The organism is Anaerostipes sp. 494a (assembly GCF_001940315.1).
Lineage (GTDB): Bacteria > Bacillota > Clostridia > Lachnospirales > Lachnospiraceae > Anaerostipes > Anaerostipes faecalis.
In genome coordinates this window covers 2,054,462-2,068,470 of the sequence record NZ_MJIF01000001.1, presented here as the reverse complement: position 1 = coordinate 2,068,470, position 14,009 = coordinate 2,054,462, and the positions used below count along the sequence as shown (strand labels likewise).

The 14,009-nt window shown below is 37.6% G+C and carries 11 protein-coding genes; 1 reads left to right on the top strand and 10 read right to left on the bottom strand.

Features of this window, described 5'->3' with window-relative positions; translation table 11 throughout:
* Positions 1–4 precede the first annotated feature (4 nt).
* The 3 genes from BHF70_RS10455 to BHF70_RS10445 all read right to left on the bottom strand — a co-directional run bounded on the left by BHF70_RS10455 (position 5) and on the right by BHF70_RS10445 (position 3,355).
* On the bottom strand, positions 5–1,090 hold the full coding sequence (locus BHF70_RS10455) for a PucR family transcriptional regulator (RefSeq protein ID WP_075760171.1): 1,086 nt from the start codon (positions 1,088–1,090) through the stop codon (positions 5–7).
* Positions 1,091–1,186: 96 nt separating this feature from the next.
* Positions 1,187–2,014, bottom strand: a complete 828-nt coding sequence (locus BHF70_RS10450; RefSeq protein WP_230973643.1) for a YitT family protein — start codon at positions 2,012–2,014, stop codon at positions 1,187–1,189.
* A gap of 96 nt (positions 2,015–2,110) precedes the next feature.
* Positions 2,111–3,355 (bottom strand): LCP family protein, encoded by a 1,245-nt coding sequence (locus tag BHF70_RS10445; RefSeq protein ID WP_075760170.1) that lies wholly within the window; start codon positions 3,353–3,355, stop codon positions 2,111–2,113.
* A 135-nt stretch (positions 3,356–3,490) separates the two neighbouring features.
* Between BHF70_RS10445 and ymfI the strand changes: the two genes are divergently transcribed.
* Complete coding sequence (ymfI, locus tag BHF70_RS10440; protein WP_075760169.1) at positions 3,491–4,216, top strand: elongation factor P 5-aminopentanone reductase; 726 nt, start codon at positions 3,491–3,493, stop codon at positions 4,214–4,216.
* A 2-nt stretch (positions 4,217–4,218) separates the two neighbouring features.
* Here ymfI and BHF70_RS10435 read toward each other — a convergent pair whose 3' ends face one another.
* The 7 genes from BHF70_RS10435 to secA form a co-directional block, all read right to left on the bottom strand.
* A complete protein-coding gene (locus BHF70_RS10435; protein WP_075760168.1) occupies positions 4,219–6,363 on the bottom strand; it encodes a Tex family protein in 2,145 nt (714 codons plus the stop codon).
* Positions 6,364–6,381: 18 nt separating this feature from the next.
* A complete protein-coding gene (locus BHF70_RS10430; RefSeq protein ID WP_075760167.1) occupies positions 6,382–6,861 on the bottom strand; it encodes a deoxycytidylate deaminase in 480 nt (159 codons plus the stop codon).
* 115 nt (positions 6,862–6,976) lie between these two features.
* On the bottom strand, positions 6,977–8,182 hold the full coding sequence (locus tag BHF70_RS10425) for an aspartate kinase (protein WP_075760166.1): 1,206 nt from the start codon (positions 8,180–8,182) through the stop codon (positions 6,977–6,979).
* 22 nt (positions 8,183–8,204) lie between these two features.
* Entirely contained in the window at positions 8,205–9,404 is a 1,200-nt protein-coding gene (locus BHF70_RS10420; RefSeq protein WP_075760165.1) for a cofactor-independent phosphoglycerate mutase, read from the bottom strand.
* A 12-nt stretch (positions 9,405–9,416) separates the two neighbouring features.
* Positions 9,417–9,857: an ACT domain-containing protein gene (locus BHF70_RS10415; RefSeq protein ID WP_075760164.1), complete on the bottom strand. Its 441-nt coding sequence runs from the start codon at positions 9,855–9,857 to the stop codon at positions 9,417–9,419.
* A gap of 143 nt (positions 9,858–10,000) precedes the next feature.
* Positions 10,001–11,113: a peptide chain release factor 2 gene (gene prfB / locus BHF70_RS10410; RefSeq protein WP_075760163.1), complete on the bottom strand. Its 1,113-nt coding sequence runs from the start codon at positions 11,111–11,113 to the stop codon at positions 10,001–10,003.
* Positions 11,114–11,125: 12 nt separating this feature from the next.
* On the bottom strand, positions 11,126–13,693 hold the full coding sequence (gene secA, locus BHF70_RS10405; protein WP_075760162.1) for a preprotein translocase subunit SecA: 2,568 nt from the start codon (positions 13,691–13,693) through the stop codon (positions 11,126–11,128).
* Positions 13,694–14,009: the final 316 nt, after the last annotated feature.

Genomic DNA, 14,009 nt, shown 5'->3' with positions numbered 1-14,009 from the left:
AATATTAATCCATCGTATCCATATATTTCATATATTTTACTACCATCAGTGCGATTTTAAAAGCAATTGCATCTTCAAAATTTCTGAGATCCAGATTGGTATTTTTCTGAATTTTATCCAGGCGATATACCAACGTATTTCGATGTATAAACAACTGCCTTGATGTCTCTGAAACATTAAGATTATTTTCAAAAAATTTATCAATGGTAGATAAAGTTTCCTCGTCAATTGAATCCGGAGAATAATCTCCAAATACCTCTCTGATAAACATCTTGCATAATGGCAGCGGCAGCTGATAGATTAAACGTCCGATTCCCAGCTGATTATATGCAATAACTGTAGCATCCTCATAGAAAATCTTACTAACTTCCAATGCAATCTGCGCCTCTTTATATGAACGAGATACATCTTTTATATTCTCCGCAATATTTCCTATAGAAATCTTAATATCCCTGATACCTGCATCAGCAAGCTCTGTCACCAATTCTTTTGCATGTAATATAAACTGAATCTGGCTGTCCTTTGGCCCGATTTCCGTAACATAAACTATGCTCTTTTCATCTACTGCTGTCAGAAAAGCTGTCTCTTCAATGGATCCGCACTGTTTCATAGTTTCCATAAGACTCTGATCCTTTCCATAGGCAGCCTGTATCAGAAAAGCAACTCTTTTTGCTTCCACCTTGATATGCAGTTTTTTTGCTCTGTTATAAATATCCACTAAAAGCAGATTATCCAGAAGCAGATTTTTTACAAAGTTCTCCTTATCAAATCGTTCTTTATAGGCAACCAGTAAATTTTCCACCTGTAAAACTGCTAATTTCCCAATAGTATATGCTGTTTCATTTATGCTATTAACTAAAAGAATATACTCCAGACGTTTATCATCAAATATCTTAAAATACTGAAAACCATCAATTACCTGGCTTTCTGCCATGGATCCTGCAAAAGCCTGTACTTCCATCCCCACATTATCCAGTATATCCATCGTTTTTGCCACAACATTGCCAGATACATCCACGACACACAAATCTATTCCCGTTACATCTTTGATTCCACTAATTGCTTCTTGTAAAATCTGATTTGAAATCATCCCTTCATCTACCTTTCCTAGTTTTCCTTCGATCTTTTCTTTTACTATACAGCATTTTTTACAAAAAAAAAAGAAAAAACTAGTAATTCTTTAATACTATTGTTGAAAATTCACAAAACCCTCCCCAATAGTTTCCCGTGCATCAGAAATTATCACAAATGCCTCCGGATCTATCTTTTTCACAATATCTTTCATTGTGGAAACCTCTTTTTTCGATACCATGCACATAAGCATAAAACCCTCTTTTCCTCGATATCCGCCTTTTACATAGACTTTTGTTACACCTCTTCGCTTCCTGGTTAAGATTTCTTCTGCAATTCTGTTTTCCTTTTCACTTATAATATAAATCAGCTTTAATGTCCCGGGTCCTTCCACTACTGTATCTGTAATCTTTGTGATTCCATAAATACAAAGAAGCGCATAACAGGCTTTTTCAACTCCAAAAGCAAAAATTCCCATAAACACAATCATTCCATCTAATATTCCAAGAAGAACAGCTATACTAAATTGTGGAAATATGTTTTTCAGCAAAGATGCCATCAAATCTGTTCCACCGGTAGATTCTCCATTTTTTAGAATAACCCCAAGACCGATTCCCATTAGAATACTTCCTAAAATAAGATTCACATAGAAATCTTTTGGAAAAAAAGTAAATCGAGGCAGAATCCCAAGAAACAGAGATAATAAAACTGCACCTGATAATGTATTCCAAAAAAACTTTCTTGTCTTACAATGATAAGCTGCAAAAAAAACAGGGACATTCAGCATGGTATTTGTCACCCATAATGGGATTCTCCATATTTTCCATAGAATAATCCCTAATCCGCTAAAACCTCCGGTTACAATTCCCATTGGCTGAAAAACGGTATTGGTGGCCACTGCCATACAAAATGTCCCAACGATCATTTTTATAAAATGTTTCAATGCCTTCCCTCCTAAATGTACACTCTTCATTTTCCCGGTCTTAATGTACATTTAGTATGGAAAAGATCTTTCTTTTTATTCAATTATGATATTCGTCTAAATTTCATCTTCTGTTCCAAGAATAATACAAATCTTTGCTCCGCTGGTTACTTCTCCAACTTCATATTCAGGATTCTTAAAATAGCTTTCCAAATCCTTTGCCATACCCTTTTCTGATATTATAATCTTGGTATGAGTCAGTTCTCCCTGACGATTTGTTTTTACGGATCCAACAGTATATCCATCTTCGACAAGTTTATCTTTCCAACGACCTGCCAATCCTGAAATCTGGGTTGAATTCTGAATTTCGATGGCAATACTCTTTGTGGAAGAATCATCATTGCTTTCTTTCTTCTTTTCTGTTGTAGCCAGCGCTGCTTCCAGATCACCGCTTTCTGACAAGATCTCATCAAATGCATTCTTAGCAGCATCTGTATCGATCTGGAATTTACCATTAGATTCTTCTCCATCTAAAATCTTATAATTAAAGTCTTTTTCCTTGATTTCATAAATTCTCTCCAGAGAATCTGAAACATCATCATATGACAGATCTGATGTTACTGTTTCATAATAAGTCTTCACATAATCCTGATATTCAGATAAAGATTTATCTTTTAAGGCAGAAGAGATTTCCACAAGGATGTCTCCTACCAAAGTCATATGATCTGCTTCATCCTGAAAAATTTCATTATCTGTGAGCAATGCCAAAACAGCATTACCATTTAGTGTGTTTTCTCCGGCACTTAAGGTGACTGATTTTGCTGTTAAATCTTCATAAGTAATATCTTTATCAAGATTTATCTTGATTTCTCCTGCCTGATTCATCAATTTTACAAATTTCTTTTTAGTGATGGTTTCATAATTATTTATTGAGATTCCAAGAGTCTTTTCAACCTGCTCTTTCATTAACTTTCCATCACTGGTGGATTTAATCACATCAGATACTGTTGCTGTATCATCACTGATTCCAAGTTCATCTTTTACTGCCTTTTTGCCATCGTCATTGAGAGTAAGTACCATATCTGAGCGCAATGGTACAAAAATCATCTGCTGATTTTTATTATGATAAATGCGGATAGTCATGGTATCATCCATCTGAACTAATGTCACATCAACTCTTTCTTTACTCTCTTCTTTTAATTGTTTTGCAATTTCTGCTTTTTTATCTTCTTTAAATCTATGGGCAAAAAACGCTTTACTGGCCATAAAACTTCCAACACCAGCAATTACCATTGCAAGAATCAATACCAGAACTCTTGCGGCAATTGCACCTGCTCCCACCTTTTTTTTTCTCTTTGTCATAGTGCCTGCTCCTTCCGTATACAACTTTGTTCAGTATAACAAATTATTCGATTTATTTCAACAATCCTCTATGTTATAATCTCTTGTAGATAACCTTAAAATTTTCTTAATATCATATACTTTGTGAGGTAAATTATGAAAACAGTACTAATCACAGGAAGTTCTCGCGGTATTGGACGTGAAACTGCTCTTTATTTTGCAAAAAAAGGCTGGAATGTTGTTATTCACGGTTTTCGTCATCCAGAACAATTAGATTCCCTTAAGAAAGAAATATGTTCCATGAATGTATCCTGTATGTCTTTTACCGGCGACATTGGTAACCACCAATTCGTGTCTGAAATGATTACACAGGCACTGGATTATTTTGGTACCATTGACTGTCTGATCAACAATGCAGGTATTTCAAAAATCGGACTTTTTACAGATGCATCTATAGAAGACTGGTATCAGATGATAGACACCAATCTCACATCTGTATTTTCTACCTGCCAGAATATTCTTCCTCACATGATCAGAAATCAATCAGGAAAAATCATCAATATTTCTTCTGTCTGGGGAAATGTCGGTGCTTCCTGTGAAGTTCTATATTCCACCACAAAAGGTGGTATCAATGCCTTAACAAAAGCACTGGCTAAAGAGGTTGCAACCAGCAATATACAGGTCAATGCCATTGCTTTTGGAATGATTGATACCGATATGAACCGGGAATTTTCAGAGGAAGATGTGGAAATGATAAGGGAAGAGATTCCAGCTGACTATATTGCAGATCCAAAAGAAGCCGCACAGATGATTTATCATACTGCAACGGCTCCTGAGTATATGACCGGACAAATCATAACATTCTCCGGTGGCTGGTATTAATATTATTTTTCTTTCATACTTAGCTGTATTCGCTTTTTATTTTCATCAACGCTCAAAACTGTCACATCCACAATATCTCCTACACTGACAACCTCCAGTGGATGCTTAATAAATTTATCTGACAACTGGGAAATGTGCACAAGACCATCCTGATGGACTCCAATATCCACAAAAGCTCCGAAATCGATAACATTTCGAACGGTTCCTTTTAATTTCATTCCTGGTTTTAAATCGGACATTTCCAGTACATCACTGCGAAGAATCGGTTTTGGCATATCTTCCCGAGGATCTCGTCCTGGTTTTTCCAGTTCTTTTACAATATCCTGCAATGTAATCTCACCAATTCCCAGTTCTTTGGCCAGCTTTTTATAATCTGTAACTTTTTTGCCAATTTCACGAAAACCTTCACTGGATAATTCTTCCAGGGTATATCCAAGAGTCTCCAGAAGATGTTTGGTTTCTTTATAAGTTTCCGGATGAACTCCTGTTGCATCTAATGGCTGGTCTCCTCCGGAAATCCTTAAAAATCCGGCACATTGTTCAAAGGCTTTAGATCCTAATTTAGATACTTTCAACAGCTGTCTCCGATTTAAAAACCGCCCGTTCTCTTCTCTATAGGTTACTATATTCTTTGCTACCGCTTTGGACACTCCAGATACATACTCCAGCAAAGAAGCTGATGCAGTATTTAAGTCAACTCCTACTTTGTTTACCGTTGCTTCCACAACACCACTTAATGCTTCTGACAGCTGTTTCTGGTTCATGTCATGCTGATACTGTCCCACTCCAATGGCCTTAGGTTCAATTTTAACCAATTCTGCTAAAGGGTCCTGTACACGTCTTGCAATAGACGTAGCACTTCGTTGTCCCACATCAAAATTCGGAAATTCCTCTGTTGCCAGTTTACTTGCAGAATATACAGATGCACCTGCCTCATTGGTAATCACATACTGAACCGGGGAATCCAGTTCTTTTAACATATCTACAACAATCTGCTCGGATTCTCTTGAAGCTGTTCCATTCCCAATGGAAATCAGTGTAATACCATATTTTTTAATCAGTGCTTTTACTGTCTTCTTAGCTTCTTCTACCTTATTTTGAGGTGCTGTTGGATAAATCACCACTGTATCCAGTACTTTCCCGGTAGGATCAACCACAGCCAGCTTGCATCCGGTACGAAATGCAGGATCCCATCCAAGGACTGTTTGTCCTGCAATAGGAGGCTGCATCAGCAATTGTTCCAGATTCTTTCCAAATACTTTAATGGCTTCAGTTCCTGCATGTTCAGTAAGTTCACTTCGAATATCACGCTCTATAGACGGTGCAATCAGCCTTTTATAACTGTCCTCTATGGCTTCCAGCAGAAACTTTGTAGTATTAGGATTTTTTTTGGTAATAACCTGATTTGCCAGATAAGCTGCTATTTTCTGCTGATCAGGTTCAATTTTAACAGTGAGAATTCCCTTTTTTTCCCCTCTGTTAATTGCCAGAATCCTGTATCCTGCTATTTTCCTGATTGGTTCCTCGAAATCATAGTACATATCAAACACAGAAGATTCTTCCGGTTTCTTGGCCACAGAAATTATTTTTCCATGCTCCCATGTTGTTTTTCTTATATAAGTACGATATTTTGCATTATCTGAAATATTTTCTGCAATAATATCCCTTGCTCCATTCAGTGCATCTTCCACTGTTTCAACACCTTTTTCTTCATCCAGGAAATCTTTTGCTTCTTTTTCCAATGGATTTTCTGTCATTTGAAGAAGTACAATATTGGCTAAAGGTTCCAGTCCTTTTTCTTTTGCAATCATTCCACGGGTTCTTTTTTTCTGCTTGTAAGGGCGATACAAATCTTCCACTGAAACCAGCGTTACAGCTTCTTCAATCTCCTTTTTCAGCTGGTCGGTCAGTTTTCCCTGCCCCTCGATATTTTTTATGACTGCCTCTTTCCGATCCTGAAGATTCCTTAAATACATTAGCCTCTCATGAAATGTACGAAGGGTTTCATCATCCAATGCACCTGTCATTTCTTTTCGATATCTTGCTATAAATGGAATAGTATTTCCTTCATCGATCAGCTTGATGGTTGTTTCAACCTGATTTTTTCTAATACCTAATTCATCCTGCAAAATTTTAATAATGTCCATAATCAACTACTCTTTCTTTTATAAATCTAGTTCTATTACCTGCCCTTTAGGGACAAACTGGCGATAGGTCACACCCGCCATATCAAACATTCTTTTTGATGCTATGGTAGCATCATCATCAGCATATTTATCCTGCATATATACAACTTCTTTCATGCCGCTTTGAATGATTGCTTTTGCACACTCATTGCACGGAAACAAAGTAACATAGACTCTTGCACCATCCAGAGAACCACCACTGTAATTTAAAATAGCATTCAGTTCTGCATGACATACATAAAAATATTTAGTATTCAATGCATCACCTTCCCGTTCCCATGGCATATCATCGTCATTACAGCCAATCGGCATTCCGTTATATCCCACAGATAATATTTTATTGTGGTCATTTACCAGACATGCTCCAACCTGGGTATTTTCATCTTTACTTCTCTGGGCAGAAAGCAACGCAATTCCCATAAAATACTGATCCCATGAAATATAATCTTTTCTTTTCATAGTCGATCTCCTTTCTATTCTCAACCCCTATTCTACCTTATAAAGCAAAAAAAATCCATTTTGTTCTGACACATTTCAAAACAAAATGGATAACTATATCTAGCTGATTTTAAGGTTACATCTTAAATGCATCATGAGCTGCATTCATCGCTTTCACCATATCTTCGCGATTAACCAAAACTGTTACTCTGATTTCAGAAGTGGAAATCATGCGAATGTTAATATTTGCTTCATATAAAGCCTCAAACATACGAGCTGCCATACCATAATTATTTCGCAGTCCTGCTCCGATAATGGAAACTTTTGCAATTTCTCCACTTGCACTGATTCCTTCATAGCTTCCATCAGGAAGATTATCTTCCAGGGCCTGAACTGCAATATCCATATCTTCTTCTTTAACTGTAAAAGAAATATCCTTTTTATTTTTATGCTGTCCTACAGACTGTAAAATCATATCAACATTGACATTTTTCTTTGCAAGAATATTAAAGATCTTAAATGCAACACCAGGAATATCATCAACTCCAAGAACTGCAATTCTTGCTGCATCATCATCTCCGGCAACTCCACTGATTTCAGCATCTTTTTTTCGAACTCTTTCTCTAACAACAGTTCCTTCTTCTGTAGTCATACTGGATCTTACAACCAGCTGCACTCCGTGTTTTTTTGCCAGTTCAACAGAACGGTTATGAAGAACACCTGCACCAAGTGTTGCCATCTCCAGCATTTCATCATAAGTAATTTCAGAAAGTTTCTTTGCAACAGATACTTTTCTTGGGTCTGCTGTATAGACTCCATCTACATCTGTGTAGATTTCACATGCATCTGCATGAAGTGCAGCTGCCAGTGCAACAGCAGTTGTATCTGAACCACCACGTCCAAGTGTTGTATAGTTATCAAACTGATCCACTCCCTGGAAACCTGTTACAATAACAATTTTACGCTGTTCCAGTTCATTTAAGATACGATCGGTATCAATTCTCTTAATTCTTGCATTACTGTATGCAGATGTTGTATGCATTGCAACCTGAAAGGCATTCAAGGAAACCGCTGGTACTCCCAGTGCATCCATTGCCATTGCCATTAATGATACAGAAGTCTGTTCACCTGTTGTAAGCAGCATATCCATTTCTCTTCTGGATGGATTTGGATTAATCTCCTTTGCTTTTGCAATCAGTTCATCTGTCATTTTTCCCATGGCAGATAAAACAACTACCACATCATTTCCTTTTTGATAATCTTCAATACATCTTTTTGCTACATTTATGATACGATCTTTATTTCCAACAGAAGTACCACCAAATTTTTTTACTACCAGCATTTTGTGCCTCCTACATTTTCTCTTATTTTTGTAATAATCGATTCATTAATTCATATGCGTGCTCCACAACAAGACCTGTTTTTCTTGCTGCTTCTTCACTGTACTCGTTTTGTCCTTCCACTTTCTTTGTACTGTCATAGATCATAAATGGAATAGGCTCTTTAGAGTGTGTACGGATTGCAATAGGTGTTGGATGATCTGGTCCAATAAGAATTCTAAATTCTTCTCCTGCTTTTTCCAGTTCTTCTTTCACAACCTTTACAACCTGAGAATCCAGATATTCAATTGATTTAATCTTATTCTCAACGTTTCCCTGATGTCCCATTTCATCTGGGGCTTCTACATGAATATACGCGAAATCATCATCATTTTCAAGTAGTGATTTTACTGCAGCCATAGCTTTTCCATGATAATTTGTATCCAGGCCTCCATTGGCCCCTTCAACATCCAGATTTCTCATCCCTGCTCCCACTGCAATTCCCTTTAAAAGGTCGACTGCAGAAACCATAGCTCCATTCATACCTGTCTTTTCTTTGAAATTATCCAAAGCAGGCTTTGTTCCTGCACCCCAGAACCAGATACTGTTTGCCTTATTAAGACCTTTTTTTGCACGTTCTTCATTAATCGGATGATGATTAAGTATATCAAAACTTTTCTTCATCATCTCTTTTAATTTAGGTTCTGTCGGAAGATAATCTCCAATCTTTTTCCCTAAAATGTCATGAGGCGGTATTAAATCTATTACCTGACCTTTGTCCCAAATAGTAAGATGGCGATAGCTCACTCCTGGATAAAATTTAAATTCATCTGTTTCCAGTTCTTTCTTTACAGCTTCAATAAGAACTTCTGCTTCTTCAGAGGTAATTTCTCCTGCACTGTGATCAAGAATTTCTTTGTCTTCATATTCTCCATCTTCAGTTACAGTTACCACGTTACAGCGGAGAGCAATATCTGTATCCTTCATATCCACACCTATACTTAACGCTTCCAGTGGAGATCGTCCGGAATAATACTGCTGCGGATCATATCCAAGCATAGAAAGATTGGCCACATCACTTCCTGCCGGAAGATTTTCAGGAACAGTATATGCAATTCCCTGCTCAGCTGTTCTTGCCATCTCATCCATAACCGGTTTCTCCGCTGTCTGTAAAGGTGTCTTCCCATTCAGACTCTCTATTGGCTCATCTGCCATTCCGTCTCCTAAAATCACTACGTATTTCATAATATCCTCCTGCTATTCCATTGCAATAATCTTTACATAAGAAACATTTTCCATCTGTTCCACTTCCTGAATCATTGCAGAAACATCACTTTCATCTGATACAATTTCCACACTGACTGTCAACAATCCTTTCCCGTTGATTGGAATACTCTGATGTATCGTCAGAATATTGGCATCATAGACTGCAAAAGTCTGAAGAATCGATGCCATAACACCAGGCTGATCATTGACTTCTATAACAAATGTAATATTTTTCCCTTTTTTACTGGAATAAAACGGAAAAATGTCATCTTTGTATTTATAATAAGAACTGCGGCTAATACCAACAATTTCTGTAGCTTCCAAAATAGAAAGTGCCTTTTTGGAATCCAAAAGCTTCTGTACCTCCAGCACTTTCAGTAAAACTTCCGGAACCGCTTTCTTCTTAATTACATAATAATTTGTTTTTTCCATAACAAGTTTCCTTTGTTTTTCTGTGATGTACAATTGTCTTTCTACAGAATACTACCATAGATGATTTTCAGAAGCAATAGGAAAAATTGCTTTAAAAAAAATACAATTTAATAATTACTATGAAACAGGCAGCTGTTCTAAAATTATTTTTCTTTTTGATTATCCCATGATAAATATGCATTCATAAAATCATCCAGATCACCATCTAACACTGCCGTTGGATTTCCGCTTTCCTGATTGGTTCTATGATCTTTTACCATAGTATATGGCTGTAGAACATAAGATCTGATCTGACTTCCCCATCCATTATCTGTCACATCACCACGAATATCCGATAATTTTTCCAGGTGCTGTTGTTCTTTCAGCAAAAACAACTTGGTTTTCAGCATTTTCATGGCCTGATCTTTATTCTTATGCTGGGATCTTTCATTCTGGCACTGCACAACGATTCCTGTAGGCAGATGGGTAATTCGAATTGCAGAATCTGTTTTATTAATATGCTGACCTCCTGCACCACTGGCGCGATAAGTATCAATTCGAATATCCTCATCAGCAATCTCCACTTCAAGATCATCTTCAATTTCCGGCATAACATCACAGGAGGCAAAAGATGTCTGACGCTTTCCAGCAGCATTAAATGGAGAAATTCTTACCAGACGATGCACTCCTCGCTCCGAACGAAGATATCCATATGCATTTTCCCCTTTTATTTCCACCGTTACAGACTTAAGTCCTGCCTCATCACCATCCAGATAGTCGATAACTTCTGTAGAATATCCTTTTTTCACTGCCCATCTTGTGAACATTCGATATAACATATTAGCCCAGTCACAGGATTCTGTTCCACCTGCACCGGCATGCAGTGTCAAAATGGCATTATTTTTATCATACTCTCCCGTGAGCAATGTGGAAATCCGAAGACTCTCATATTGTTTTTCAAAATCTTTCATAATCTCTTCTGCTTCTGTTACCAGCTCTTCATCTTCATCCTCCTGAGCCATATCCAGCAGGGTTTCCACATCTTCATATTTTGTTTTTAAATCTTCGTAATCTTCTACAACACTTTTCAGACTCTTTATTTCTTTCATTACTTTCTGAGATTCTTCAATATCATCCCAGAATCCTGGTTCTTCCATGGAAAGCTCCAGTTGATCGATTCTTTCTCTTTTCGCTTCTAAAGCAAGAGAACCACTGAGTGTCTCAAGTGGTTCTCGAAAAGAGTTCAAAGTGTATCTTAATTGTTCTAATTCAATCACTTACTAAACTCCTTAATTTTTTCCGCAACAGTTTTTATATTTCTTTCCGCTACCGCAAGGACAAGGATCATTACGTCCGATTTTAGCCCCTTTCCTTACGTACGGCATTTTTTCATTACTCTCATCCTTATTGGTTCCAGTAATTTTTGGTGCTTCTTCTCTTTCGATTTTCTGTTCAATCTGAACATGCATCAGTGCACCTGTAGTCTCTTCCTGAATAGCTTTTGTCATTTCATTGAACATATCAAATCCCACCATACGATATTCAACAACAGGATCTCTCTGTCCATAAGCCTGCAGACCGATACCTTCACGCAACTGATCCATATCATCTATATGATCCATCCACTTACGGTCAATAACTTTCAAAAGGATAATACGTTCAATCTCACGAAGATCGAAATCTTCAAATTCTTTTTCTTTTTGTGCATACAGTTCAACTGTCTCATTCTGCAGACGCTCTATAAGATTTTCCACTCTTCCAGAAGCTTTCTCTTCTTCTGTCAGTTCAATCTTCTTCAATGGAACGATCTGTCTTAATTCAGCATTCAAAGCTTTCAGATCCCATTCTTCCGGTGGAAGTTCATCACTGATTACTTTATTAACATGATCAGCCACCGTATCTTTCATCATGGAAAGAATAGAATTTTTCATATCATCACCGTCTAATACTCTACGGCGTTCTTTATAAATAACCTCTCGCTGATCATTATTTACACGGTCATAATCCAGCAGATTCTTACGAATACCAAAGTTGTTATTTTCAATCTTCTTCTGTGCTTTCTCAATGGTCTTGCTGATGGATTTGTGCTGTATTTCTTCTCCTTCCGGAATTCCAAGGGCATTGTATACAGAAATCATACGTTCAGATCCAAACAATCTCATCAGATCATCTTCCAGAGACAGGTAAAATTTAGATTCACCCGGATCTCCCTGACGACCGGCACGACCACGAAGCTGATTATCAATACGTCTGGACTCATGTCGTTCCGTTCCAATGATTTTCAGTCCTCCAAGCTCTGCAACTCCATCTTCCAGAACAATGTCCGTACCACGACCAGCCATATTGGTTGCAATAGTCACCGCACCGATTTCACCTGCATGAGAAACAATTTCTGCTTCTTTTTCATGGAACTTTGCATTCAAGACGTTATGTTTAATACGTCTTTTCTTGAGCATTGCACTAAGTTCTTCAGACATTTCAATAGTAATGGTACCAACCAGGACCGGCTGTCCTTTTTCATGGCTGGCAATGATATCTTCCACAACGGCATTCATTTTTTCCCGTTTTGTTTTATAAATGGCATCTTCATGATCAATACGAAGCACCGGCTTGTTTGTCGGAATAACTACAACGTCCATTCCGTATATTTCACGAAATTCCTGTTCTTCTGTCTGAGCTGTACCAGTCATACCTGCTTTCTTATCATACTTATTAAAGAAATTCTGGAATGTAATAGTTGCCAGAGTTTTAGATTCTCTCTTAACTCTTACATTTTCTTTAGCTTCAATTGCCTGATGCAATCCATCAGAATAACGTCTTCCCGGCATAATACGTCCGGTAAATTCATCAACGATCAGAACTTCATCATCTTTTACCACGTAATCTTTATCTTTAAACATCAGATTATGAGCACGCAATGCCAGAATAATATTATGCTGGATTGCCAGATTATCAGGATCTGCAAGGTTATCAATATGGAAGAACTTTTCTACCTTCTTTACACCATCGGCTGTCAGCATAATCTGTTTATCTTTTTCATTTACAAGGAAATCTCCGTCTTCCTCAATATCTTCATTCATCAGAATATCCATCTTGGATAATTCTCCTGTGGAACTTCCTCGTTGCATCTGACGTGCCAGAATATCACATGCACGATATAATTCAGTGGATTTACCACTTTCCCCGGAAATAATCAGAGGAGTTCTTGCCTCATCGATCAAAACAGAGTCCACTTCATCCACGATAGCATAGTGAAGATCTCTCTGTACCAGATCTGCCTTGTCAATGACCATGTTATCTCTCAGATAATCAAATCCCAGTTCATTATTGGTAATATAAGTAATATCACAATTATAAGCATCTCGACGCTGGTCATTTTCCATATCATTGGTAACAACCCCCACACTAATACCAAGGAAATTGTGTACCTGTCCCATCCACTGGGCATCACGAGTTGCCAGATAATCATTAACAGTAACAATATGAACACCTTTGCCCTCCAATGCATTCAAATATGCAGGAAGTGTGGATACAAGAGTCTTACCTTCACCAGTTCTCATTTCTGCGATTCGTCCCTGATGCAGGATAATACCACCGATCAACTGAACACGGTAATGTTTCAGTCCAATGGCACGGCTGCTGGCTTCACGGACAACTGCAAAAGCTTCTGGAAGAATGTCATCTAAAGTTTCTCCCTGGGATAAACGTTCCTTAAATTCGTCTGTCTTATGTCTTAACTCTTCGTCAGATAATTTCTGCATGGTTTCGTCCATTGCTTCAATCTGATCAACAATCTTACTGATCCTCTTTAACTCTTTTTCACTGTGAGAACCAAACACTTTGTCAAATAAACCCATAAATTGCTCTCCTAAATCTATATGATGTATAGTTACATCCTCTCATAAATTCCGTAGACAGAGTATTTCTGCCATCTGCCTATAGACTCTGCTATTGTAACACTTCTAAATATGAGACGCAAGTTAACAGATTGTAAAAAAAGCGGACAAGTCGCTATCAACTCCCTGTATCCCTCAATCATGAGGGACTTGCTCCGCTTTGCGTGCCGATGTGCAGCAGTTTTAACTGCTTTCCTTTGCACATCCACGCGGAGCGTTTTTTATTACATAGGAAATTCAAAGGAATTTCCTATGTAATAAAAAAAGGAGATCATAT